Below are 25,599 nucleotides of genomic sequence, written 5' to 3' on the forward strand. Positions count from 1 at the left end.
CGCAATGTTTACCGGCATCGTCACGGCGATTGGCACCATCGAAAAGATCGAGAAGCGCCAGGACACGCGCGTCACAGTCGCTTGTCCGTTCGATCCCGAAGCGATCGATATCGGCGCTTCGATCGCCTGCTCGGGTGTTTGCCTGACCGTGGTGGAACTCGCCGCCGAAGCTGGCGCAGCCCGGATCGGCTTCGATGTTTCGAATGAAACAATTCGCCGCACCGTCCCTCAGATGTGGCAGGAAGGCCGCGCGCTCAACCTGGAGCCTGCCCTGCGGCTCGGCGACGAGCTCGGAGGGCACCTCGTCACCGGTCATGTCGACACGGTAGGTAAAGTCGTGGCCGTAAAGGATGCCGGCGGTTCGACCATGCTCGCCATCCGTATTTCGCGCGAATTCGCACCGTTCGTGGCCGAGAAAGGCTCTATCACGGTCGATGGCGTCTCGTTGACGGTGAACGACGTTCGCGACCGGGAAGATGGTGCCTGCGACTTCGCGCTCAACATCATCCCGCATACCGGCGAGGTCACGACGCTGGGCACTCTTCGCCAAGGGGACAGCGTCAATCTCGAGATCGACGTGCTCGCCCGTTATCTCATGCGGATTCAAAGCCTGAAGGGCTGAGAATCCCTCTCCCAATGCAAAACGGGGCGGCCCATCGGACCGCCCCGCTCGATAAACCCGGTGGACGCCGGAGATGGATTACATTCCGTCGACGCTCTTGCTGACGAGGATGTTGACCGAAACGCGGCGGTTCTGCGCCTTGCCTTCGGGCGTGCTGTTGTCTGCAAGCGGATCCGAAGCGGCCATGCCGGTCGGGCTCAGCATGCGCCAGGGCTGCCAGCCACATTCCTGCTGGAGGAAGTTGACCACGCGTCCGGCGCGCCGTTCGCTGAGTTCCTGGTTGATCTCGTAGCTGCCGGTCGAATCGGTGTAACCGACAACAAGCAGGAGAGCGTTGTCCATCGCGTTCGCCTGGTCAGCTGCAGCACACAGGTCCTGGCGGGCTTCTGCCGACAGGTTGTACTTGCCGGTATCGAAGAACACGTTCGTCGAACCCTTGATGTTGTACTTGTCGATATCGCCCATGCGACCGCGCAGCGATTCAGCAAGCGCAGCATTGGCGTCGATATCTTCACGCTGTTCGGCGAACTGCTGCGACGTGCCGTTGCGGATCATCGCTGCGGTTTCGAGATCGTCGTCCTTCAGGCGCACATCCGTCGCGATCAGGCCGCGGCCGCCCCACTGTACCGTCTTCACGGTTACCGGCAGGCCGTTGAGCAGCGACGAAGCAGTAAGTTCCTTGCTGCCAAGGCCAAGGAAACCGCCCTTGGCGCGAATCTCGGTGGCTTCGCTGATGACGATAAGGGTATTCTGGCCGCCAAGCGTGGTGACCTGCATGCGGTTTCCGCTGCGGGCAGAAATGAAGCCTTCGACTTCGGGGCCTTCGGGCAGGCCTTCGAGATCGGTGGGCACGCTGCCCTCGACGATCGTCAGCACTTCGGCTTCCTGGGCTTCGGCCTGGGCTTCGCCGACGGGGCGCAGTTCCTGGGCCGAAAGGCTGGCCGAAAGCGGCAGCGAAAGTGCGGCTAGCCAGACAAGCGTCTTCGGCTTCTTGGAAATGGTAGTCATTGCAATCCTCCTTCAATCTCTGATAGCCGACCCCGCGAATACGCCAGTTAGGTCCGTTCGCCCCCTGATGGCGCACCCGGCTATCATAAATCCATGCGTTTGGCTGTAAGCGCCCGCGACCCGAATGCCGCACGTCGACGCTATGGATTTCGCCCACTGTTCAGAGCCACCTTTCGCTCAGGTGAACATTTTCCGCGCCTCCAGCGAACTGGCAGGCGATCTGGGCCGAAGGTGCGATGAACCGTTAAATTTCGTCAGAAGGAAACACGTAAACGGCGTGGAAAGAATCGGTCAGATTGTGCCGAATCCCGCTCAATCCGCGCCCGAAAGCGGCCCTTCGGAGAAACTCTCTCGGGTGATTTCGTAGACAAGGTGGACGATCCGTTTGCCGTCATAGCGGCCCAGTTCGTACCGGTCAGTGCGAACGGCGCCGATGGCCTCCAGCGCATTGCGCGACCGGTAATTCGTGTCGCCAACGCGGAATTCGACGAGGGCGACATTGGCAAAAGCATGGCTGAGCAGCGCCGCTTTCATCTCCGAATTGATGCCCTTCCCCCAACACGGGCGCTCAAGATAGGTCCAGCCGATTTCGACCACGCCACCTTCTTCGGGGTCATATTTGTCGAGCCGCGTATGGCCGACGATGCGGTCCTTGTCCTTGCGGATCACGGCAAGGCCCCCGCCGCTGGCGAGGCATTCGTCGAAGAAGGCGTCGAAGACCTCGCGCCGCCAGCGGTCGTGCACGGGATGCTGTTCCCAGATCATCGGATCGCTGGCGATTTCGAACAGTGCGCTGCGGTCCTCCTCCTGCAAGGGGCGGATCAGCAGGCGCTGGGTTTCGATAACCGGCTGGCGATCCATGCGGGGATCAGCCCTTCGTCACATCCGCAAGGGCCGCGATGAATTTCTCGGTATTGCCCGCATGGAGCCCGGCAACGTTGATCCGCCCAGACCCCGCCATGTAGATGGCGTGCTCTTCGCGAAGCTTCACGATCTGCTCCTTGGTCAGCGGGAGCATGGCGAACAGACCGTTCTGGTCGGCGAGCGATGCAAGACCGAGGCCCGGCGCTTCATTATCAGCCTGGGCCAGTCGCTCGCGGACACGGCGCATGCGCGAACGCATTTCGTCCAGTTCATCCTGCCAGACCTGCGTCATGTGCGCGTCTTCCAGAGCGATGCGCACGGCTGCGCCGCCGTGATCGGGCGGCATGGACCAGTTGGCCCGGGCAAGCGCATTCGCATTGGAGGCGATCGCGGCAAGTTGGGCCGGCTGCTCGGCCATCATGTAGAAAGCGCCCACCCGGTCGCGATAAAGACCGAAGTTCTTGTCGCAGCTGTAAGCGATCAATGCCTCTGGTACGCGTTCGAGAACAGCGCGCACGCCGGCGACGTCCTCTTCCATGCCCTGCCCCAGCCCCTGGTAGGCGATGTCGAGAATGGGCAACGCCCCGGAAGCGACGAACGCGTCGGCAATCTGTGCCCATTGTTCGGCCGTGTAATCGATGCCGGTCGGGTTGTGGCAACAGCCGTGGAGCAGCACTGCATCTCCCGCGCCTGCGGCATCGATGGTCGCCATGACAGCGTCGAGATCGGCCGTGCCCTTGTCCGTCGAATGCCTGAAAGTGACTGTCTCTACGCCCACATCATCGAGGATCTGGGCGTGGTTGGGCCAACTGGGCACGCCGAGATGGACGCGCTTCACGCCAGCTTTTGCAGCCAGGGCAACCGCAAGGCGAACCGCACCGGTTCCGCCGGGTGTCTGCATCCCTTCGATACGCGCTGCGAGCGTTTCGTTGTCGCCGAAGATGTAGGGCATCAGTGCCTTGACGAAACCGCTGTCGCCTTCCGGGCCGAGGTATGACTTGCTGTCCTGCTCGTCGATCAGGCGCTGTTCCGCCAGCTTGATCGAACGAAAAACCGGCGTCGCGCCGTCATTCGTGCGATAGACCCCGACACCGAGGTCGATCTTGTCCTCACGCTCGTCGGCGGCATACATCTTGATGAGTGCGAGGAGGGCGTCAGGCGGCTGGGCGTCTAGTCTGTCGAGCATGGAAAGCCCTTTCGCCCAACATGTCGAGGGCCGCAACCGAAATACGGTTGCGGCCCATCAAGAATGCCTATTTTTTCGTATCAACAGCCGGTCAGAAGGGAAGCCAGCGCTGCTTCTTGGAGAAGCGGAGGTAGCCCGCGTTCACACCCAGGCGAAGGCCTGCGCCCATCCGGATCGGGATTAAGACCACGTCGCCCTTGCGCACATAGCTCGCGTGCAGGCCGCCGATCACATAGGCCTGGCCTTCCGCTGCCGGGAAGCGCTCGTAAAGCTCTTCGGTATCGTAGAGATTGTAGACCAGCACGAAGGTGCTGCCCGCATTGGCACCGGCATCGAAGCCGACGGACGGGCCCGTCCAGTAGACGGGCATTTCGCCTTCTACCTTGTGGAACAGCGTGCCGGAACCGTAACGCGCCCCGACGACGAAAGCACCGCCAGCCTCGCGCCCGACGATATAGCCGTTCGGTTCGCCCTGGTCGGCCAGCAGCTTGCGGATCATGTTGGCGACGCCTTCGGCACCCTTCCCGAAAACACCTTCGGCGGCGCCAATCAGGTCGTCTTCGCGATAGGTGGTGGCAGGATTGTCGACATCTGCACCTTCTACCGCAGCAGACGCAGCCTCTTCGGCCTGTTGTTCCGACCAGACCGGCGGCGTCCCTGCTGCGTCTTCCTGCTCCACGCCATACGCGGGGTCTTGCGGTGCTGCGGGTTCGTCAGCCGTTGCCTCATAAGGTGAAGGCTCTCCCGGAGCTTCTTCGAGGTCGCCGTCGATTGCAGCGTCATAGGCCGCGTCCGGATCGACGGTTTCGACCTGCGCGGAAAGCGGGGCTGTCATCAGTCCCAGTCCGGCGGCGAAACTCACCAGGAGCGTGCGTGCGGTATTCATCTCGAGATCCCTTCTTTTGCCTCGCCTGCGTTCGAGCCGACAAGGCTGCGCCGTTGAGGAGAATCGCTTTGGAGCAGGCGGGCAATGACAGGGCGATGAACCGAATCGAATTCGCGGCGAAGCGAGTCTTTAGCGCGTCGGAAAGAAGGCAGCGGATTCACCCTTGAAGGCATCCCAACCCCTAGCTATAGCGCGCCCCTCGCAGCCGAGGCTTGCGATGCGGAGACGTGGGTGAGTGGCTGAAACCAGCTCCCTGCTAAGGAGCCATACCTGGTAACGGGTATCGAGGGTTCGAATCCCTCCGTCTCCGCCACCTATAACATCCCCTGAGATCCCAATAAGGCCGTGAAAGTCGCAGAATTCTGCAGTTTTTCGGCCTTGCATTGGATTCTTATGTTCTTATTATGTTCTACATCTTCCCACTATTTCTACGAAGAATTGTGGGAGCAGATGTGGGAGCGGAATGGAAAGGATGGATATGGGAAAGCTCACCGCACTACAGATTCGAAACCTCAAGGAACCAGGACGTTACGGAGATGGCGACGGTTTGGCGCTTGTCTTAACTGCCCAGAACAAGGGTTACTGGGTGCTCCGCAGCACGATCAAAGGGAGGCGTCGCGATATCGGGCTCGGCTCTCTTTCGCTCGTCAACTTGAAGGAAGCGCGCGAGAACGCATTCGAAATGCGCCGCGACATACAGCGCGGCATTGATCCGATCGCAGAGCGCAAGAGGCAGGAGGTCGTGGTGCCGACCTTTGCCAATGCGGCGCGCACTGTTCACGAGGAACAGAAGGCGGGCTGGAAGAATGGCAAGCACCAGACGCAATGGATCACGACACTTGAGAAGTACGCCTTTCCAAAGCTTGGTGACCGGCTGGTCGATGACATCGAAGGTCCAGTCATTCGCGAATGCCTGCTGCCAATCTGGCTGGACAAGCCCGAGACTGCGCGCCGCGTGAAGCAACGCATCGGGGTCGTTCTCGACTGGGCCTACGCCAATGGTATGCGCGAAACCGAAGCGCCGATGCGCTCGCTCGGTCGCGCCCTTCCCCGCCAACCCAAACAGGATAGCCACTTTGCTGCAATGCCATACAAGGACATTCCGGCGTTCTTGGAACATCTCCACAAGCGCACAACCGTTGCCCGCCTCGCTCTCGAATTCCTGATCCTGTGCGCTTCCCGTTCAGGGGAAGTGCGGGGTGCAAAATGGGCCGAGATCGACCTCAAGAACAGGCTCTGGACCATTCCCGCCGAGCGCATGAAGGTTGGTAAGGAGCACGTAGTTCCGCTTACTGACGCTGCAATCGATGTCTTGCAACGTGCCCGTCCCTTCTACGCCGAGTGCAGCGACATGATCTTTCCCGGTCGCAATGTCTTGCGACCGATGTCGGATATGACGCTGCTCAAGATCCTCCGATACGCCAAATTACCCTTCACTGTGCACGGCTTCCGGTCCTCGTTCCGCGACTGGGCGGCGGAGCAAACCAGTTACCCCGGCGAGGTCGCCGAAGCCGCGCTTGCGCACACCGTCGCAAACAAGGTTGAGGCCGCTTATCGACGTACCAACTACCTTGACAAGCGGCGCGACCTGATGCGCGATTGGGCTGCCTTTTGCACCAGCAATGGCAGGCTCAACTGACCCGCATTGCGGCTGAGCCGGAGCATCATCACTTGCTCCGGCTCATCAGCCATTCGTCGATCTCGTGCTCGATCCATGCGACCGAACGCGCTCCTAGTCGGACCGGTTTGGGGAACCTTCCTTCGTCCATCCAGCGATAGATTGTGGACCGGCCAAGGCCTGTCTTGTGCCGCACTTCCTTGAGCCTCAAGACACGTTTGATGTCCGTTTTGCGCGACACATCTTCGCCAATCGCCATGAGAAACGGCATCGACAGTTGCTCGATCTCATTCGCCATGGTCGCCTCCCTCTGGACGGGGTGCGACAAGGCCGAGGCGGACGAGCCTACGGTGATAGGCATCGACCACTAGATCGCGCAGATCGGTTTCGGGATGGTACGTGAGCAACGCATCCAGCGCGACCGTGATGAAGATATTCTGACGCATCGGATCGGTGGCAGGCGTGCGTAAGTCTGCCTCCATATCGCGCGTCCATGCATCGTGGATGCAATCGCCAACCACGATGCTGGAGCTTACCCCGCGCTCACGCGCTTTGGCCTTTATCCAGTCGTCAACTTGAGCGGTAACGTAAGTCTGTAAACAATGATTCCTTTTCATTTATCCAAGCTCCTTGTGTTCAAAGAACCTGGCTCACCCTTCGGAAGGCGACGACCAATTTAAGTCACGGCCAGCCTGTAGGAAAATGAAAAGTTCATCAGTGGTTTCAACAGCTTGGATGTCTCCGACTTGGGAGTGACTTGCGAATCCAATTCGTAAATCACGTTCAAGTTAGAAGTTCCACACCCATAAAATGACGTCCAACATCATGATATCTAACAAAAACTCTCGGCGGCACCGCTGCGTACGGTGTGCTTGTCAAGTTCCAATGTACGGAGGTCGTGCCAGTCGAATGCACTGACTGATCTAGGGAAGCATTTGCCCACTCCACAATCGGAGCGTGAGCAACCACTCCTGCCGAGAAGGTGCTTCCGATTTGTACCCCATTTAAGACATTGAGATAGCTTCTGCGCAATCCTGATAGCGGACATTCTAATAGACCACCAACGTCTCATAATGAGGGTGGAAAGCGGACAGTATTTGTTCGACCGCGCGCAGATCACAAAAACTGTTACCGACGAATCCAGCGCGCCTTCCTACGACGGTCTCTGCACAAACGGGGGTCTGAAATTGGTCACGACACTTCGTAGGTCCGAGGCTGCCGCGTAGGCTGCCGGGACTACGAGCAGAGTCAGGAAAGTCGAAGTGGTTAGCCCGCCGATGATGATGAAACCCATAGCATTGCGCCACTCCGCTGCATCTGACTGCGCCAGCGCTACTGGCAGCATCCCGAATACGGCAGCAAGCGCAGTCATGAGGACGGGTCGTAAGCGTTCTGGCGCGGCGTCGCGCATTGCAGAAGCAGCATCCTTTCCAGCTTCGCAATACCGATTGGCGAGATCGACGAGCAAGATACCGTTTTTCATCACAATCCCCATCAGAGCGATCATGCCGATTTGCGCGAACAGGCTCATTTCCTGGCCCGCTGCCCACATCAGGAAGTAGGCGCCGGAGAACGACAGTGGTGCCGTAAGCATGATGATAATGGGTTGCCCGAAGCTGTTGAACTGGCTGGCGAGCACAATGTAGAGCGCGACGATTGCGAGTGCGAATGCAAAGATAATGGCCTCGCTGGTTTCGGCGAGGCGACGGGCAGTGCCTTCCATTCGCGTCGCCAAGCCGGCAGGTGGCGGATTGGCGGTGAGCAACTCTTCCACATCAGCCACGGCAACGCTCAGCGCCACACCGGGAGCCGTATTGGCGAGCACTGAAATCTGGCGCGATCGATCGATGCGCTCAATTTCCGCAGCGCTCAGCGCAACGTCGACATCGGCAATGGCAGCAAGATCGACCAGAGTGCCCTGTCCGGTTCTGAGCGGAAGTACCTCGACATCGCCAAGCCCCTGTCGTCCACTTTCCTCCAGGCGCACGCGAATGTCATAGCGACGTCCATCAGCCTCAAACGTACCTGCATCGCTTCCGCCAACCAGCGTTCGCGATGCGGCGGCCAGGCTGCGCGCAGAAATCCCGAGATCGGCGGCCCGGTCGCGGTCGAGGACGATTTGCAGTTCCGGCCTGCCACCTTCGTAAGACGAACGTACGTCGACAAATTCGGATCGTGCGGCAAGCTCGCCCTCCAGCCACCGCGCGTATTCGTTGATGGCTGTGATGTCCGGTCCGGTGATGATCAATTCAATTGCAGTCTGTCCGACCCCGGCACCCGATACCCATGGAACCTCCTCCACGGACACCTCCCGCGCTGCCGGAACATCTCCCAGTATCTCGTTCCGCGCGAAAGTCATCACGTCGTCCTGCGTTGCCTCGCGCGACCGCTTGGGCGTCAACCCGATATATACATCCAGTTCGTTGATCTTCGGATTGATTCCGCTGCCCGCACTCACGAAAACGAGTTCGACTTCAGGATTCTGGCGCAGCGAGGCATCGACCTGCTCTGCCGCCTTCTTCGCCTCGGAAACCCCTGTGCCCTGAGGGAGCTTGACCGTCGCGAGGAACTCGGATCGGTCCGTGGTGGACATGAAGGTGCTCGGAACGAGCGCGGCAAAAAATCCGCCGATCAGCACGCTGGCGAGCGCCCCCCCAAGCACGAGATAACGGCGGTTGATCGCCCAGGACACGAGCCTTTCGTAGCGTTGACGCATCCCGATATGGAACCGTTCAACGCGTCCGAGCCAGCCACTTTCCGCATGTTCGGGGCGCAGCAACCTTGCCGATAGTGCTGGTGTGAGCGTGAAGGCGACCAGCATCGACACGCTGACCGAAAAGACGATTGCCAGACCGTATTGAAAGAAGAAACGACCTACAATTCCTTCCATGAAGGCGATCGGCACAAACACCGCCAGCGTCGCGAATGTGCCTGCCAGCACTGCCAAGGCCACTCGTCTGGTTGCAGTGTGGGCAGCTTCGGTCGCGTCTCCCCCTTCATCAACGTCGTTCTGGACCGCCTCGACCACAACGATGGCATCGTCGACCAACAGGCCGATAGCGACTGTCAGCGCCAGCAACGTGACCATGTTAACAGTAAAATCGAAAGCCGCGAAGGCAACAAAGGTTGCGACAATCGAGGTCGGAATAGCAAGTAGCACGATGACCGTTGCGCGCCAGCTAAGGAGAAACAGGAAGGTCACTGCCACCACCAGCACCACGGCAATGAAGAGGTCGAACAGCACGTCGCCAATGGCCTGTTCAATAAAGCGAGACGTGTCGCGAGCGATGATGAAATTGACGCCCTCGGGAGCGGTGGTCCGGATGCTTTCGATTTCTGCGCGGATCTGTTCTGCCACAGCGACCGTGTTCTCGCCGCTTTGCTTGCGGACTTCGAGAACAACGCCCGGTTCCCCATCGAGCTGGGCATAGCTCTCCTCGTCTTCAATGGAGTCTTCGACGCGCCCTACATCGCCGATCCGAACAGTCTGTCCATTGGGCCGGTAAAGGATCGGTATCGCGGCAAATTCCGCCGCCGTTCGTGCTTCGGCAAGGGTGCGGATGCCGAACTGGCGCGTGCGCCCCTCGGTAACCAGGCGACCACCGGGCAGTTCGGCATTCTCGCGTTGGATCGCGCCGAGCACATCGTCTGCCGTTACTCCGCGCGCGCGCATCGCAGCCGCATCGAGCCATATGCGCATTTCGCGTTCTCGCCCGCCAACCAGCTCGACCGAACCGACGCCGGGCACGCGCTGCAATCGCTCTTTCACCTCCTCATCAGCAAAAGTGGTCAGGTTGCGGATGGGCATGTCGCCTGACAGGAGAACCGACAGGATCGGCGCGGCATCGGGATCAACCTTCTCGATCACCGGCGGTTCGGAATCGTCCGGCAGATCGGCCGCCAGCCGCGACATCTTGTCGCGTACTTCCTGCGCCTTGAGGTCGGCATCCTCCTCCAGCTCGAACTCGAGATTGACGATGCTTACACCCTCGGCGCTAATCGATCGCATCTGGCGCAAGCCGGCGATCGTGTTGAGCTGTTCCTCTATGACGTCGGTGACTTCGGTTTCCATGGTGCCCGGAGAAGCGCCCGGCAGAGCGGTTGTTACAGAGACGTATGGAAACTCTACCTCAGGAAAGAGGTCGACGCCGAGCCGGTTGAACGAGACCAAGCCAAGTACGACGAGCGAAGCGATCAGCATCGTCGCGAATACCGGTCGCCGGATCGAAACGTCTGCAAGCCACATATCAGCTTGCGCCGCGGGTTCTGCTTGATTTGACCGGCTCGTCATTCCGCAATGTGGCCGGAGGATTGAGAATAACCTCGTCGCCCGGTTCCAGCCCTGAGCGGATACGCACCCGATCGAGGTCGATACTATCGAACGCCACTTCCCGGCGCTGTGCCTTTCCGTTTACGACCACGAAGACGTAGGCTGTAGCGCTGTCGCCGAGTATTGCCGCGCGGGGCAGAACGATCGCTTGCACTGGCGGCACCGAGATCTCGGCTCTGACTGCCAGCCCTGAACTGATGCGGTAATCGGGATTACGGATCGGCAGCCGCAGTTCGACCATCCGGCTTTCAGGATCAACCCGGTCGTTGATGATGTACACGGTACTGTCGAATGGCTGCTCGAAGCCTTCAATGTAGACCCGCGCTGGCATGTTACGCCGAAACGCGTCGACATATTCCTGCGGCGCGTTGACGATGGCGGCAACGATCCCGAGCTCTTGCAATTCCAGCGCGGCTGATTGACCTCCCATCGAAAAGCGATTGTTCAGGTATACACCTTCATCGACCATCCGCGCGGTTACTACGCCATCGTATGGCGCACGCGTGATTGTGTCGGCCAATGCCTGCTGTGCGGTGCCGAGGGCCGCTTGGGCCTGTGCCTTCTGCGCTCGCGCTACAGCCAGCTCCGTCTCAGCTGCGTCAACTTGGGCTTTCGAAACGAAACCCCTTGGGGCAAGGGCCATAACGCGTTCGTAACGCCTTTCGGCCTCAATCGCTTGCGCACTTGTCAGATCGACTGCTGCCTGTGCTTCAACTACGCGTCGCTGATAGTCGGCCTGGCGGATACGAAAAAGCGGTTGTCCGCGAGATACCCTGTCGCCGACCTTGACGAAAATTCGTTCTACTGGCCCTTCGGTAAGCGCACCAATCGCACTGCGCTGTTTGGCTGCAATCGTGCCGAATGCTTTAACTGGTTCAGCGAACGGTTGGGATTCGACCATCGCCGTCGTAACTTCGCGCGGCTCTGCCTGAGCTTCTGGCGCAGTCTCGCCCCCCTCAGTTTCGCCTGAACAGCCAGCAAGCGTCAGCGCAAACACAGCCAACCCAGCAAGAGCACGGCGCGCTAGCATATGTAGGCACCTCTGCCGCTGGCGAGCAGCTTGCCATTGGGCCCTGTGAGACTGGTCTCGGCAACCGAGAATTGCCTTCCGGCCTTTACCACCTTACCAGTTGCGATCAGCGGTCCAGAGGTCGCCGGTCGATGATAGTCGACCCTCAGATCAGCGGTCGCCTTCGCGGTCACACCGTGCGCAAGCAGGGTATAAAGCCCTGTGAGGTCGATCAATGACGCGAGAACCCCTCCATGGGCCGAACCAATCATCGGGTTGGAAACAATCTCATCACGCCAGGGCATTTCGATCACGAGTTGATCACGCGTAACTGACCGAATCTTGAGGTCGAGCCATCGATGAAACGGGGCAATCCGCAACATCTCATGGAGACGCTCACGATCAATCGGGGTATGATTCTGATTCATGAAACCGGCTCTTCGGGGCTGTGCTGTCGCATCAGGAAATTGACGATAGCAATCGAGAAGGTGTCATTCGCATCACCCACCACCATATGGGTGGCATCGGCGATGTCGGTGTATTCCATGTGCGGAACCAGACCGCGCAGATGTGTCACTGCGTCTTCGGAAACCAGATCACTCGATCCGCCGCGAATGAGGTGAAGCGGCAAGGAAAGCCGACTTGCTGCATCGCTCAGCATATCGAACTGCCGTTCCTGATGGTTCGGATCGCTTCGCTTAGCGGTCATGATGTTGCGGATGAACGCAGGGTCCCAATGCCAATAGTAGCGGCCATCTCCCTTCTGCCTTAAATAGCGGCGCAGTCCTTCCCCTGCACCGCGTTTCTGGCGATGGGGCATGTAGCGGGCGATAATTTCTGCCGCCTCTTCAGGTGAAGAAAAGCCCTGGTCGACATGTTCTTCCATGAAGCCCACTACGCGCATCACGCCGCCCGCATCCATGCGCGGAGCAATGTCAACAAGTGTTAGCGATGCAAAACTTTCGGGGGCGAGGTATCCTTCGGCAATAATCCCGGAAAGCCCGCCAAGAGAGGCACCCACGAGGGCTGGCTTGCGATCCAGCTTCGAAGCGATAGCAACGAGATCGGAGGCGAAGTCACGCATTTCGTATGCTCCGCTACGAGACCATTCGCTGTCACCATGACCGCGCATATCAATGGCAATCGCGCGGTAGCCAGCCCTGGCCAGATCACCAGTTACCCGCTTCCACGCGCGGCGTGTCTGGCCGCCACCATGAGCGAGCAGGACCGGCATCGCGCTGTCGTCACCGACCACTTCTGCGGCAAGGGAAAGTCCTCCCGATCCCTCGATTTTGGTGGTCACGCTTTCCATATCGCAAACCACTATATTGTAAATTGCCTTACAGTAAATGACTTTATCTAAATCGGTGCTGTGTTAAGGTGCTCTGCATGGCAACCAAGTTCGAGAATGATGCCGACGAAAAGGCAGCAGCCTTCCTGACCGATCAAGACCGATTGGTTTTTCTCTTGGAAGAGCTGACAAGACGATTGCGTCGCACCTTCGACACTTCAGTCGAACAGTTTGGCCTCACCCGTACCCAGTGGCGTGCATTGGCCTACCTCTACCGCACACCCGGCATGACCCAGACGGAACTGGCCGGACAACTTGAACTGGAGCGGGCAAGCATCGGGCAAGCAATCGACCGGCTAGAACATCTGGGCTTGGTCGAGCGGCGCAGCGCCAAAAACGACCGGCGCGTGTGGCAAGTGCACCTCCAGCCCGCTGCAATCGACTTGCTTCCAAAAATGCGGGTCGAGGCGGATCAGATCTATGCGCGCTTGCTTGAGGGAATAAAGGGTGAGGACTTGGAAGCATTCAAGTCTACCTTGGCCACAATGCAGCACAATTTGGGCGATGCCTAACGAGAGCGACGGTCCCCCGAAGAGAATGTTACATGGCCAGCTGGATTTGGTGCCATCCCCGAGAAGCGGTGGCAATTTTGCTGCCTGGCCATTTATGTCCACAATGGGTCGTGACCAGACGGTCCGCTTTCGCACGGCTTCCGTTCAACACCAGACAACCCGGAAACGGACCAGAAACAACCTCAAACGCCAGCTTGGCTCAAAATCCATCTGCATGGAATGGGTTTGTCCCATCAGCATCTTTTCTCGCTTCTCCTGGATCGTTGACCGTGGCTGGAAACAGGAGCACACCCTACCCCGCGAATTCGGGATCTATCAATCTGATTTCATTATGAAATACTGTTTTCGGCGGAATCAACCCGTCTACGAGTAGAGCGGGTTTGCGTTGATCCGTGTGCAACTCACTTCACCATAGCCCATTGAAATCAAAACATAAAATTCCGATTGGCTGCGAGTTGTTCACGATTGAACTTTTTCATGCCCTTTCGCAACAAGAGCCAAGTCCGTCGGGCAGACGAAAGGCTGTTTCATGATCCATCAAAATCGTTTCGGAACGTCGGGATTCCATCCCAAAGATTGAGAGGTACTGAGCACGTGCGCGTGGCCTCATCTGTGCGAAACTCTGTGTGAGGCCACTGAGGGCGAGAAAGCCAATTGCACAACTCAAAATTTTGTGGGCGTAATTGTGGGAGCGGATGGTCATACGGCTTGCCGATCCTAGCTTCCACAAGCACTTAAGCGATTGCGCTTGCCACCTCCGTCTCCGCCATATTTTCCCGGAATAGACCGCTGCGTTGCGGTGCCCTGGACCAGCGAAACATTTACGGCAAGATCGCGGAAATCCATTGATCGGCTTCGTGGGCTAAGCATTCGGTGAATGTCCAGCCTGATCCCGGCTTGGGAATATAGACAGCAACCCACTTCAACTTGAAGGATGAGCGCATGGAGCGCTCGCGCACCATCGTGCATTGATAGATGAGCCATATGGTGCGAATACGCACCGATGGAATGGAGTGACTATCAACTCGTCCTGACGGTGGCCCGTGAGAAATCGATCCGCGGCGCGGCACGGGTGTTGGGCATCAACCATGCGACCGTTTCACGAAGATTGGCTCAGCTGAACAGCGGGCCGATGGGGCCCTTGCTTCACCGCTCGAACGCCGGCTTCTGGCCGACCAAGACGGGTCAGAGCGTGGTCGAGGCGGCACTAAAAATGGAAGAGATCAGCGATGAGGCAGTGCGCAAGCAGCGCGCGTCCGAGCAATCGCTTGCAGGACCTCTTTCAATCTCCGTTCCATCCCTGATGCTGCAGCATTTGCTGATGGGGGACCTGGCAAGGTTTGGCGAGCAACATCCCGAAATAGAGCTTACCATAGACTCTACCGACAGGTTCGTGGATCTGGACCGGGCAGAGGCCGATATGGTGCTGCGCGGCTCGGACAGTCCGCCCGACCATTGGGTGGGCCGCCGTCTCTTTCCTTATTCGCTCTCGCTCTACGCCCATAAGGATTACCTCGCGAACACGAGTGCTGCCGATCTGCGCTGGATCGCTCCGCCTGACGGAGATGCGCGATGGGTATCCTGGCTCGAGCAGTCCCCCTATCCCGATGCCGCGATCGGAATGAGGATCACAACCATTGCGGGCCGCTTCACGGCTCTAAAGCAAGGACTCGGGATGGGCCGGGCGGCTTGCTTCATGGCCGACAGGGATCCCGATCTCGTGAGGCTGCCCGGCGCGCCGGTGATCGAGGCAGAAACCTTTTGGCTCCTTTGCCACCCCGATTTTGCAGGCACCTCGCGAGCGAAGGTTGCCCTCGCCTATTTCTCTAATGTCATGAACTCCTATCGCCCCTTGCTCCAGGGCGAGCAGCGTTAAGGAATGGAGCAAGAGGTTCTAGGACATGAATCAGAGAGACGGGCGAAGGAGGTAGAACGATAGATCCGTCGTTCCGGATGCACCGAGGTGTTTGGCCGCTTCGTACGCATCAGACCGCAAAAGCCGGCTTGGTCCTTCCGCGTCGTTCCATTCGATGAAGGTCAGCTGGTCGGGGGATTGCGTATTTGAAAGGGATTCAAGCTTCGGATCGTAGAGCTTGAGGATGAATTTACCTCCCTGCTTGGCAACTTCGCCTTCGAGGCGGGCTAGGTACTCCTGGTAATCGGCTGCATTTTCGGGATCGGTATAGGCAATTGCCAAGGTATAGAACTTGTCGCTGCGCAGGGTGAGCGAGAGGCCTTGCTCTTGGACATCGCGGTAATAACGGATGTCGTTCCAGATCGTGCGCCGCAGCTCGCTGTACTCGGGCCACCGCGGATCGCGTTCGAACCGGTCGAAGGCTTCCTGGCTCGGCCAACTGGTCAAGAGAAAGCCCTGCGGACTGAATGCCCCGAAGCTTAGGCCATCGACCATCAGCGCTCCGTGGCGAGTGAAGCCATTTTCAACGGCGATCGGGATGGCGGAGGACTGGAAGTCTGACCTTGCCCGCATGGCTTCGTCGGTACGCATGTAATCGAAGCCGATTACCGAAAACAGCGCGCCGGGGGGCAAGTCGATAGTCACGCTCTTGGCCTCGTCAGCATCGACCAAGGCCGCCTGTTCGGCAGCGTCTGTTGCTTCATGTGCCTGCAAGGATGTGCATCCTGCGAACAAGGTGATCGCTGCCGTCGTCGTGAATGCTCTAAGCAGGGAAGTGGGGCTGTACATTTCGGGCTCCGTCGTAAAATCGGTACGGTGACTAACGCAGCCGGGCAGCGGCGTGGTGGATCGATTTAGCGAGGTCCTGGTTCAATTTTGCACCACCAGGAGCGCGCCGCATCGATCCACGAGCGGGCCTCTGGCGAACTTCCAGGCCGACGAGATGTCGCTTCTTGGCATGATCGCTGGGGACGGGTATCGAGTAACCATGGAAAGCGTCCAATCCGAAGCTGCCCTGAACTTCTGCCAGGCCTGCGCCGTGCGTAATCGCGCCATCTGCGCGGATCTCGACGATGAGGAAATTCGCATCCTCAATTCGATCGGCCGCCGTCGCCACCTGGAGGCGGGCGAACAATTGTTCTGGGAAGGCGATGAGGCCATCGTGGTCGCCAACGTCATCGAGGGGCTGCTGAAGCTGTCGACCCAGACGAGCGACGGCAAGGAGCAAATCCTCGGCCTTGCCTACCCCAGCGACTTCATGGGCAGGCCTTTCGGCAACTCAACACCATATGGTGTCGAAGCACTGACGCCCGCACTGGTGTGCACTTTCCAGCGCGCAGACTTCGACCGCTTTGCACGAGAGCATCCCAAGCTCGAACACAAGCTTCTCGAGCGCACCCTGTCGGAACTGGACCGAACCCGGCGCTGGATGCTCCTGCTCGGCCGGATGAACGCCGAACAGAAGCTCGCCACCTTCCTGCTCGACATGTCCGAACGGCTCGCCCCGAAAGGTTGCGCGCCATTCGAACAGAGCGCGGACGCCTTCGAACTGCCCTTGTCCCGGCAACAGATCGCCGACGTGCTCGGGCTGACCATCGAAACCGTCAGTCGCCAGTTCACGAAATTCCGCAAGCAGGGCCTGATCGATCTTCCGTCACGGCGCGAAGCCGTAATCCAGCAACGCGAGCGGCTCGAAGAACTGGCCCAATAAGCTTGTATAGCAGCTTTTTTCAGAGGCGGTGGTGCGCTTACGGGACCCACATTTCTCGTCTAAAATACTGATAAATCAGTGGGTTCAGCGAGTGCCATTTGTTCATGCCCCCCGCCATGCCCCCACTGAAATTTGTGGAAATGTGAGTCCGGGATTGTGACTCGAACATGGTGTTTCGAAGCACCAATATGCACCGGATTGGCTGACAGGGAACACGAAATTTCTGTCCCTGTCAGGCAATCCGGAACTGGCCTCATCTGCATCGATCCTGAAGCCATTCGTCGATCTCGTGCTCAATCCACGCCACTGATCGACCACCTAAACGAACGGACTTCGGGAACCTGCCTTCGTCCATCCAACGGTAGACTGTAGACCTGCCTAAACCGGTCCGATGAAGAACCTCTCGAAGCCTGAGGAACCGTTCGATCTTGGGCCTCTGGGAGCACCCATGATCTGTGTCCGCGAGAAACGGCATCGACAACTGCTCGATCTCATTCGCCATGCTCGCCTCCCTCTGGACGGGGTGCAACAAGACCGAGGCGAACGAGCCTACGGTGATAGGCGTCGACCACAAGCTCGCGCAGATCAGTTTCGGGATGGTACGTAAGCAACGCATCCAGCGCGACCGTGATGAAGATATTCTGACGCACCGGATCGGTGGCAGGCGTGCGTAAGTCTGCTTCCATATCGCGCAGCCACGCATCGTGAATGCAGTCGCCAACCACGATGCTGGAGCTGACCCCGCGCTCGCGCGCTTGGGCCTTTATCCAGTCGTCAACTTGGGCGGTAACGTAAGTCTGTAAACAATGATTCCTTTTCATTTATCCAAGCTCCTTGTGTTCAAAGAACCTGGTTCACTCCTGCGAAAGGCAACGACCACTGTAAGTCGCGGCCTGCCTGTAGGAAAATGAAAAGTTCGGCAGTAATTTCAACGGCCTGGATGTCTCTGACTTGCAGCTGATTTGCGAATCCAAATCGTAAATCGCGTTCAAATTGGTTGATGCACACCCCGAAAATTACGTCCAAAGCCATGATATTTAACAGGAAATCTCGGCGGCACCGCTGCGTCCGGTGTGCCTACCAAGTTCCAATGTGCGCGTGGTCTATCCAGGAATTAAGTGGGCCTTCTTCTGCAGTCACATTGGCAATGATTGCCGATGGGAGCGTCAGCATAAAGCGAACCTTTTGATTTTCAGTTCTGCCCCGTCAATGCGCACCAAAAATTCTAAATCGTTTCGAGTAACTTCTACATTTCCATAGTGCATCTGCCGATGATGGTTAGCACAAACGATCATGATATTCCCGGCTCCGAGGGAGCCTAACTCAAGCTCCGAAACGGGTGTTACATGGTGAGCCTCGACATACGGTTCGCCGCCCGTTTTGACGAAGCCGATCGGATCGTGCCCCAAAGCCTCGCAGAGCTGACACCGGTACCCATTCAGCTTCTTGAGCCTGTTTCCGATTGGGCCGCGTTCGATCTGTTTGCTGACCCTCGTTCGGACCTCGGGCCGCGTTAATGCGGCTCGCTCCTGATTGATAACGTCAAGCGCCTCAGGTTGCGCTTCGTAGGAATCTCGTTCGTCGGTCAGGGTTTCACTGGGCTTCAGGGATTCTGCCCAATTTCGAATGCTTTGTTCTCGCTCGACGAGTTCCTTTCGCCACGGAATAGCAGCTTGTCCGGGTAAGGTTCTTGTCGTCGCTTTGATATTGTCAAAGTCAGACTCATTCCACCGATAGGTCTGTGCCGCTTCTTTCATTCTAGCGACTGGGAATGCCCAATTCCGGTCTTCTTGGGACCAGGCATTCGCGAAATGTTCAACCACGCATAGCCCGAGGGGTGGCAGCGCTTCGCGGTAGCATGCGAAGTCGATTCGCGATTGGATGTTGCCAAGCACACGACCATGTCGGCTGAGATCATCGAAGCCGAGAATTTTCCCGACATCGATGTTTGTGTAGCCGCCGAGTGTGCCGCCACGTTCGGCCGCGCGATGCGAAAGCCACCGAAGAAGTCTTTCCGTGCGTTGCTGAGTAAGTGTCCCAATGTCTGCCGGTGGTTTCTCTAACGCGTTCGGCAAACCGAGCGTGCGCCGCGCATACCAAAGGGCTCGTTCCGAAAATTCTTCCGGGCAATCCTCAATGATCTGTTCGAATGACAGTGCCCGCATGTCCGCCTGGTCCAGCACCTCGAAGCCCTGTGTGACTTTGGACTTGGCGACCGTGGCTTCGGCTGCGTCAATCAGGCCTCGATTTCGAATGAGCTGAAAGGTTCGAGCGGCACCTTTCCCATCGCGTTTTTGCAAAGCGACATACCTGCCGATAGCATTCACGATGCGGGTCTCGGCTGGAGAAAGGTCTGACAGATCAAGCCCTGTCTTGTCCGCAATCATGTCGCGCCCGAAATCGGCGTAACGGGTATCGATGGCCGTCGCGATCTCAGGGGAGATTGCATCATTGCGCTTGAGGTTGCCCTCAAGAGTTATCAGCAAGTCGAGCGACTTGACGTTCTGCACATTGATCAATGGATCTTGAGCCAACCCCTCCTAATCCTCCCAACTTTCTCTTCAGGCCTTGCGATGCCTCAGTTCATTCCGAGCCAGTCGCAGCACCCCTTCGACAAAATCGAACTGTCCAGGTGGAAACCAGATCGGCGTGATGCCGAGCCTGAGAAGATAGTCATTTCGCCTCGCTAGATCAGCCTGATCGTCCGGGCTCTGCTCGATCGAGAAGTGTTGCGGCAGGTTTATCTCATTGCTCAGCGACGCTTTGATGGCCTCGAAAACTCGCATCGTTCGATCTTGATTGAGACTGCATCCAAGGAACAAAAGACTGCTGTTTCGGAAATAGTATTCGAGCGCCTGTGGGATGGGCTTGGTGACGTCGATGCCATTGTCGCCGTACGCTTCGTCGTATTGATTCTTGCTGAGTATGCATCCCGCCGGCGTCCTGATATCGCCGTGCAGCTTGATGATCGTGGTTTTGCCTGCTTCCGGGGGTGTCAAAACGGTTTGTGGAGTGAGTACCTGGACTTCGTTGCCGCTGCCGACGTCGTATGATTGCTCAATAAGACGATCGTAGTTCGTAGTAATGACCGTGTCCCGAAACAGCTCTGAAGTGAGATACAGCGTTTCCGGCAAATTGCCGTTACGATCAAATGCATCACGCAATTCCTGGATGAAAACATCCCGGCTGCGCTCCTGCTCAATTCGTTCGATGATCCCTTCATACTGACCGTCGTCAATCAGGGTTTCGATTTCGTCGGGAGGCAGGTCGGCTGTGCGCCATTGGTGGCGCAGGTGGTCTTTCCACGTTGGAAAGCCACCGGGATTTGACAGCCCAGCACCAATGAAGGGTACAACGTCACCGGTCTCCATTCGATTGCATAACTGATCGAAACGCGTGCAGTTTCGTTCGAACCAGTGGAGGTCGCCACATAAGATCTCTAGATAGTCGTGACAAAGCCATTGGTCGCGACGATCAATACGGTACCCGGCGAAGGTCTCATCGTAAGCTGCGCGGTCTCCGGCGAAGAATGCTTTGCTCGGGTTGGACAGCCCTTCCACCCCAGCTTCGATTCTTAAATCTCCGCCGTCAGGCCCATCGAACCATTCATTGAAATCCGCGTAGTCTTCATACTTACTATGCGTGTCTGTTTCGCACCACGTCGTTTGAACAAGAAGTTGAGTGCCCATCGAAAATTCTATCCGATCGCACGCTCGACAATTGCGTCGGCGAGTAGTCTCTGGGATTCGGCTGCGCCAACTATCTCCGCCTCGAGACTATCGCAAAGCCCAAATATCTCATCAATCTTCGCTACGATACGTTGCTGCTCGCCAGTCGGAGGTAGCGGGAACCAAGCCGAGAAAAACTGCTTATCGTTGATTGCGGGATAGGCGATTCCGGTCTGACAGCTTTCAACGTATTTGATAAAGATTGGAGACCTTAAATACCTGTATATGAAGCTTGCTTCGATACCGTCGAACGGATGAATGATCGCAAAAGCGGTACTCGCAATTGGATCGGGATCGAACGGACGATCAATTATGGCAATGTTAAGGAGGTAAGGACGGACCGTCGAATAGATAACTGTTCCGGGACGTACAATCTTTCGTGCTCGAGAGGGAGCACTACTCGCTCCGAGCACTTTGGGATCGCGAATTAGTCCCAAGTCCTGATCAATTGAGCCAACATCGATGTAGGTGAACTCGCGCTGAGGTTCGCACTGACCCCAATCATGGCCTATTTGCCCAATCTGCACCCATTGCCATGACTTTGGTATTTCAAACGGAGGTTCGCTGGAAGCCTTCGTTACCTTGCGAGGTCGGCCTATCTCGCCACGATCGACGAGCTGCTCCAATTGTTCAACGCTCCTCTTCAAAAGGGTGGCAGAGTCCTCGTCACCGTCGTCCTGAGCCACAAGCTTTCCTCGAACAGCAAGGTCGAGGACTAGCGCCCGCAGTTTCTCCAATCCGTAGAGGTTCAGTCTCTTGCCCGCTCCTCGCCCAGCGCCTGGTTTTAGCTCAACTGCGCCGGACCAAATGTCGAGACTGTCGACGATCAATGATGCAATGTTGTTGCTCATGTTCTGTCCCCAAGCGCGTCAGCGAGAACCGCCTTCAGTTGATCACGAAGTGATTGGATCCTTGACTGTTGCGCCGCGTAATGTGCGATCAACTCGCTAGGGTCATGGTTTTCGGTAGTAGGCGTGTGCGGGTTTTTTAGGTCGAGGTTATAGCCGCGCTCGGCTACTTCTTCCGCACTGATCTTCCAAGCCTGCTCAGTCTGCTTACGTGACCGAAAGCCATCGGCCTCGTCTCCCCACCAGTCGCGCTCGCCCTGAAACTCTTCGAACTGCATTGGGCGGGATTTGTTGTAGCTGGTGACTCCCTGTGGGTATGGATGCTCGTAGAACCAGACATCCTTTGTCGGCGTCCCTTTGGTGAAGAACAGGATGTTGGTTTTGATTCCCGTGTAGGGGTTGAACACGCCGTTCGGCAGGCGAACGATAGTGTGCAGATTGCACTCTTCGATCAAGCGTCGCTTGAGGTTGGTCTTTACCCCCTCTCCAAAGAGGAAGCCATCGGGCAGTACGACGCCAGCGCGACCCTGCCCCTTCAGTAGCTTGATGATCAGCGCCATGAACAGGTCAGCGGTTTCGCGCGTTCGGAATTCTGACGGGAAGTTCTGCTCAATCCCATCCTGCTCCATCCCCCCAAAAGGAGGGTTTGTTGCGATGACCTGCACTCGGTCCTTTTCGCCATAGTCTCGATACGGCTTTTCCAAAGTGTTATCGTGGCGAACGAATGTTGGCACATCGATTTGATGCAGGATCATGTTGGTGACGCACAGCATGTGCGGGAGCGCTTTCTTTTCCACCCCGCGAAGACTCGATTGGAGGGTGATCTCATCCTCGGGCGTCTTCACGAATTGCCGCTTGTGATCGATGGTGCAGGCTAAGAAGCCTCCAGTGCCGCAGGCTGGATCAAGCACCGTCTCACTAAGCTGCGGATTCAGGCGATCGACAATGAAGCGCGTCACAGCTCGGGGGGTGTAGAACTCTCCTGCATTTCCGGCACTCTGGAGATCCTTCAGGATTTGCTCGTAGATCGCACCAAAGGTGTGCCGGTCCTGCGTGTTGTTGAAGTCAATATCATTGATCTTGTTGATCACCTGACGCATCAGCGTCCCTGACTTCATGTAGTTGTAGGTATCCTCAAAAACATCGCGAATGACCTGGGCGCGCTTACCAACGGCACCAATGGTTGGCAGGTCATTCTTCAATGCCGAGAACAACTCCTCGACGAATTCCGCCAAGGTATCACCAGTGATTCCTTCCCGGTCTTTCGCCCAGCTGCGCCAACGGAATCTTTCTGGAATGGGGGATTCGTAGTCCGGCTCCGTGAGCTCCAGCTCTTCCTCTCGGTCATCATAGATCTTTAAGAAGATCATCCAGACCATCTGGCTGATGCGCTGAGCGTCGCCATCAACGCCGACATCCTTGCGCATGATGTCCTGGATTGATTTTACCGCACTAGAAACATTGCTCATTCGTTTGATGCCTGACCGTATATTTGTTCTTCGAGCTCACTGAGCGCGGCGTCATATCCATCCTTGCCGCCAAAGGCACCCTTGATGATCTCAAGAGGGGTACCGATGCTATCAAATGGTTTGAGCCGGAGAACTTTTGTGTCTTCGATCGCGACGACGCCTTCGTCGGCGTATTTATCAAGCAAGGCTTCCAGGACCGCACGTGCTGTCTCTTCGTACTTTGCGAAGTAGTCGCGCTTCCGGACCTGCTCAGCCCGTTCTCGCCGCGTTAGGGGCTTTGCACCAAATGCAACATGAATGAGCAAGTCGAACTCTCCGACGTCCTGCCCAACTTCCTCAGCTAGATTGGCCAGGATCACTCCTCGCTGCTCCAACTCTTCGATAATGGCCTGTTTTTTTTCGGCGGCGTTCCAATGCCAAATGAACTCGTCGAGGGAGCGATACTCCGACGAAATCTGTTTTTGGGCAAAGTCCCGATAGGACTCGGTCATTAGCTTTCCATCTGGGCCAACATACTCCACCCGCTCGCTCATGACGCGCACTGGCACGCCGCTCATTGTCAGCTTCGGGTAGTCGCCGGGGTCACCATCTTCATCATCCTCGTCATCGTCTTCGTCGACAGGAGGATCAGGAGGCACCGGGTCGTCGTCATCGCCAGGTTCGTAAATAACGACCGGCTCGCCATCGAAATCCGGGTCGCGGAAAAGCTCCGTTGCGCGCTTGAAATCCATAATCGTGAAGAAGAACTTGTTGTTGTCTTCATCGATCCGAGTGCCTCGGCCAATGATTTGCTTGAACATCGTCATCGAGTTGATTGTTCGATCGAGCACAATCAGTTTGCATGTTTTAGCATCGACGCCAGTGGTGAGCAGCTGAGATGTGGTCGCGATCACTGGAAAGGGTTGCTCAGGATCAATGAAGTTGTCGAGCTGAGCTTTCCCCTCGGCGTTGTCACCGGTTATGCGCATGACATATTTGGGATTCTGTCGGGCAATCTTTCCCGCTGCATTCACAAGAGCGGATCGCATACGCTCAGCGTGATCGATATCTTCGCAAAAGACGATAGTTTTTGCCATTGGGTCGGTCGCGTTGAGAAATTTGATCACACGCTCCGCAACCAGTTTCGTACGCTGGTTGAGTACGAGGACGCGATCCATGTCTGCACGATTGTATTCTCGCTGCTCTAACTCGCGACCGAGGTCATCAACAGTACCAGGAGGAGGTGTCCAACCAAGGATGTCCTTGTCGATGTCAATTCGAACAACCTTGTACGGAGCTAAAAAGCCGTCCTCGATCCCTTGCTTCAAGCTGTAGGTATAGACCGGCTCTCCAAAGTAAGTAATGTTTGAGGCGTAGTTCGTTTCCTTCGGCGTGGCGGTCATACCAATCTGGATTGCGCCATCGAAATACTCGAGGATTTCACGCCAAGCGCTATCCTCACTAGCGCTGCCACGATGACATTCATCAACGACAATCAGATCGAAAAAATCTGGAGAAACTGACTTGAAGATCTTGTCTGTCTCTTCAGGTCCAGTGAGCGCTTGATAAAGACCCAAGTGTATCTCGTAAGCAGGATCGATTTTGCGATTCCGAACCTTCGTCATCGCCTCGCCAAACGGCTTGAAGTCATTAACTAGCGTTTGATCCACGAGGATGTTGCGATCTGCGAGGAAGAGGATGCGTTTCGCGGTTCCCGATTTCCACAAGCGCCAGATAATCTGAAAGGTCGTGTAAGTCTTTCCGGTACCCGTTGCCATCACCAAGAGTAGTTTTTGACGACCCTTCGCTATGGCCTCGACAGTGCGATTGATTGCCTCGACCTGATAGTATCGCGGCTCCTTTCCGGAGCTATCGAGATGATAAGGTTGCTCGACGAGATGTTGCTCTTCCGGCTCAATCCCATGGTATCGACGATACCGAGCGTATAGCTCGTCAGGGGGTGGAAATGTGTCCAGAGCTATGGTTGTTTCGATTTCCTCTCCGTCGTCAGCCGCTCTGTTATGACACGCGAATGCGTCACCGTTCGAACTGAAAGCAGTGGGCAGGTCCAGTATCTCGGCGTATCCAAGCGCTTGCTGCAGTCCCGAACTCACCATATGCGCGTTAGTCTTGGCTTCGACCACCGCCACAGGCAGACCTGGCTGCCATGAGAGTATGTAGTCTGCAAATTTCTTCTTTTTCTTGTTCCGCGAGGAAAGGTTGCCGCGAACAATTACCGGACCGGGAGTCAGTGTTACTTCCCGGCGCACTTGCTTTAATTGATCCCAACCCGCGTCTTTTATTGCCGGGGTTATGAAGAGATCGCAGATATCGCTTTCGCTGAGTTTGATCTTTTCAGCTTTTTCCACACGTCCCCCAAAAAGCATGTGATGGGCAAGCATTTACGCTTCAGCCACATCATTTAGCCTGTAAATGTGTGAGTAGCTGATAATTCTTTACGAACCAAGCAGATCAGGGCCTAAAACAGCGCGAGGCATCCACCAAGCTTAGGACATTTGCCCTTCACCGATCACACACCCTGCCTCGCGTACCTGCTGCGCAA

23 protein-coding genes and 1 tRNA gene are annotated in these 25,599 nt (G+C 56.9%); 6 read left to right on the forward strand and 18 right to left on the reverse strand.

What is annotated here, in order from left to right; genetic code table 11:
* Positions 1-4: 4 nt before the first annotated feature.
* Positions 5-622 carry a riboflavin synthase gene (locus LCM24_RS03680; RefSeq protein ID WP_224802795.1) on the forward strand — a complete coding sequence of 206 codons (618 nt, stop codon included), beginning with the start codon at positions 5-7 and terminating at the stop codon, positions 620-622.
* 78 nt (positions 623-700) lie between these two features.
* Here LCM24_RS03680 and LCM24_RS03685 read toward each other — a convergent pair whose 3' ends face one another.
* The 4 genes from LCM24_RS03685 to LCM24_RS03700 form a co-directional block, all read right to left on the reverse strand.
* Positions 701-1,630: an OmpA family protein gene (locus LCM24_RS03685; RefSeq protein WP_224802796.1), complete on the reverse strand. Its 930-nt coding sequence runs from the start codon at positions 1,628-1,630 to the stop codon at positions 701-703.
* 312 nt (positions 1,631-1,942) lie between these two features.
* Positions 1,943-2,491: a GNAT family N-acetyltransferase gene (locus tag LCM24_RS03690; protein ID WP_224802797.1), complete on the reverse strand. Its 549-nt coding sequence runs from the start codon at positions 2,489-2,491 to the stop codon at positions 1,943-1,945.
* Between the two features lie 7 nt (positions 2,492-2,498).
* The gene (locus LCM24_RS03695; RefSeq protein WP_224802798.1) at positions 2,499-3,680 is read right to left on the reverse strand and encodes an aromatic amino acid transaminase; all 1,182 of its coding nucleotides are present in this window, start codon (positions 3,678-3,680) and stop codon (positions 2,499-2,501) included.
* A 91-nt stretch (positions 3,681-3,771) separates the two neighbouring features.
* Positions 3,772-4,566, reverse strand: coding sequence for a DUF1134 domain-containing protein (locus tag LCM24_RS03700; RefSeq protein ID WP_224802799.1), 795 nt, complete (start codon positions 4,564-4,566; stop codon positions 3,772-3,774).
* 221 nt (positions 4,567-4,787) lie between these two features.
* On the opposite strand from LCM24_RS03700, the gene LCM24_RS03705 reads away from it, so the two are divergent.
* Both LCM24_RS03705 and LCM24_RS03710 read left to right on the forward strand, forming a co-directional pair.
* A tRNA-Ser gene (locus LCM24_RS03705) sits at positions 4,788-4,879 on the forward strand.
* Between the two features lie 165 nt (positions 4,880-5,044).
* On the forward strand, positions 5,045-6,205 hold the full coding sequence (locus LCM24_RS03710) for a tyrosine-type recombinase/integrase (RefSeq protein ID WP_128891849.1): 1,161 nt from the start codon (positions 5,045-5,047) through the stop codon (positions 6,203-6,205).
* 28 nt (positions 6,206-6,233) lie between these two features.
* Here the strand turns inward: LCM24_RS03710 and LCM24_RS03715 are convergent, their stop codons facing one another.
* The 6 genes from LCM24_RS03715 to LCM24_RS03740 form a co-directional block, all read right to left on the reverse strand.
* Positions 6,234-6,482, reverse strand: coding sequence for a helix-turn-helix transcriptional regulator (locus LCM24_RS03715; RefSeq protein ID WP_370246176.1), 249 nt, complete (start codon positions 6,480-6,482; stop codon positions 6,234-6,236).
* Positions 6,472-6,801 (reverse strand): hypothetical protein, encoded by a 330-nt coding sequence (locus LCM24_RS03720; protein WP_128891848.1) that lies wholly within the window; start codon positions 6,799-6,801, stop codon positions 6,472-6,474. Before LCM24_RS03720 ends, LCM24_RS03715 begins: the two co-directional genes overlap by 11 nt.
* 536 nt (positions 6,802-7,337) lie before the next feature.
* A complete protein-coding gene (locus LCM24_RS03725; RefSeq protein WP_224802800.1) occupies positions 7,338-10,430 on the reverse strand; it encodes an efflux RND transporter permease subunit in 3,093 nt (1,030 codons plus the stop codon).
* Between the two features lies 1 nt (position 10,431).
* On the reverse strand, positions 10,432-11,544 hold the full coding sequence (locus LCM24_RS03730; RefSeq protein ID WP_128891846.1) for an efflux RND transporter periplasmic adaptor subunit: 1,113 nt from the start codon (positions 11,542-11,544) through the stop codon (positions 10,432-10,434).
* Complete coding sequence (locus LCM24_RS03735; RefSeq protein WP_128891845.1) at positions 11,538-11,951, reverse strand: hotdog fold thioesterase; 414 nt, start codon at positions 11,949-11,951, stop codon at positions 11,538-11,540. The genes LCM24_RS03730 and LCM24_RS03735 overlap by 7 nt, the downstream gene beginning before the upstream one ends.
* A complete protein-coding gene (locus LCM24_RS03740; protein WP_128891844.1) occupies positions 11,948-12,835 on the reverse strand; it encodes an alpha/beta fold hydrolase in 888 nt (295 codons plus the stop codon). The genes LCM24_RS03735 and LCM24_RS03740 overlap by 4 nt, the downstream gene beginning before the upstream one ends.
* Before the next feature lie 77 nt (positions 12,836-12,912).
* Between LCM24_RS03740 and LCM24_RS03745 the strand changes: the two genes are divergently transcribed.
* The gene (locus tag LCM24_RS03745; protein ID WP_128891843.1) at positions 12,913-13,386 is read left to right on the forward strand and encodes a MarR family winged helix-turn-helix transcriptional regulator; all 474 of its coding nucleotides are present in this window, start codon (positions 12,913-12,915) and stop codon (positions 13,384-13,386) included.
* Positions 13,387-14,389: 1,003 nt separating this feature from the next.
* Entirely contained in the window at positions 14,390-15,262 is an 873-nt protein-coding gene (locus tag LCM24_RS03750; protein ID WP_224802801.1) for a LysR family transcriptional regulator, read from the forward strand.
* Between the two features lie 30 nt (positions 15,263-15,292).
* On the opposite strand, the gene LCM24_RS03755 is transcribed toward LCM24_RS03750, so the two are convergent.
* Complete coding sequence (locus LCM24_RS03755) at positions 15,293-16,090, reverse strand: DUF1330 domain-containing protein (protein WP_224802802.1); 798 nt, start codon at positions 16,088-16,090, stop codon at positions 15,293-15,295.
* 199 nt (positions 16,091-16,289) lie between these two features.
* Here LCM24_RS03755 and LCM24_RS03760 point away from each other — a divergent pair, with 199 nt between their 5' ends.
* Positions 16,290-17,012, forward strand: coding sequence for a Crp/Fnr family transcriptional regulator (locus LCM24_RS03760; protein ID WP_224802803.1), 723 nt, complete (start codon positions 16,290-16,292; stop codon positions 17,010-17,012).
* A 253-nt stretch (positions 17,013-17,265) separates the two neighbouring features.
* Here the strand turns inward: LCM24_RS03760 and LCM24_RS03765 are convergent, their stop codons facing one another.
* From LCM24_RS03765 to hsdR, 7 genes are all read right to left on the reverse strand, one after another.
* Positions 17,266-17,514 carry an AlpA family transcriptional regulator gene (locus LCM24_RS03765; protein ID WP_318247356.1) on the reverse strand — a complete coding sequence of 83 codons (249 nt, stop codon included), beginning with the start codon at positions 17,512-17,514 and terminating at the stop codon, positions 17,266-17,268.
* Positions 17,504-17,833, reverse strand: coding sequence for a hypothetical protein (locus LCM24_RS03770; protein ID WP_224802804.1), 330 nt, complete (start codon positions 17,831-17,833; stop codon positions 17,504-17,506). Before LCM24_RS03770 ends, LCM24_RS03765 begins: the two co-directional genes overlap by 11 nt.
* A 345-nt stretch (positions 17,834-18,178) precedes the next feature.
* On the reverse strand, positions 18,179-19,546 hold the full coding sequence (locus tag LCM24_RS03775; RefSeq protein WP_224802805.1) for a hypothetical protein: 1,368 nt from the start codon (positions 19,544-19,546) through the stop codon (positions 18,179-18,181).
* Positions 19,547-19,573: 27 nt separating this feature from the next.
* Positions 19,574-20,701, reverse strand: a complete 1,128-nt coding sequence (locus LCM24_RS03780; RefSeq protein ID WP_224802806.1) for an SIR2 family protein — start codon at positions 20,699-20,701, stop codon at positions 19,574-19,576.
* 8 nt (positions 20,702-20,709) lie between these two features.
* Entirely contained in the window at positions 20,710-21,591 is an 882-nt protein-coding gene (locus LCM24_RS03785; protein ID WP_224802807.1) for a restriction endonuclease subunit S, read from the reverse strand.
* On the reverse strand, positions 21,588-23,057 hold the full coding sequence (locus LCM24_RS03790; RefSeq protein WP_224802808.1) for a type I restriction-modification system subunit M: 1,470 nt from the start codon (positions 23,055-23,057) through the stop codon (positions 21,588-21,590). The genes LCM24_RS03785 and LCM24_RS03790 overlap by 4 nt, the downstream gene beginning before the upstream one ends.
* Entirely contained in the window at positions 23,054-25,438 is a 2,385-nt protein-coding gene (hsdR, locus tag LCM24_RS03795; protein ID WP_224802809.1) for an EcoAI/FtnUII family type I restriction enzme subunit R, read from the reverse strand. Before hsdR ends, LCM24_RS03790 begins: the two co-directional genes overlap by 4 nt.
* Positions 25,439-25,599: the final 161 nt, after the last annotated feature.

The sequence above is a fragment of the Qipengyuania aquimaris genome (genome assembly GCF_020171965.1).
Taxonomy (GTDB): domain Bacteria; phylum Pseudomonadota; class Alphaproteobacteria; order Sphingomonadales; family Sphingomonadaceae; genus Qipengyuania; species Qipengyuania aquimaris_A.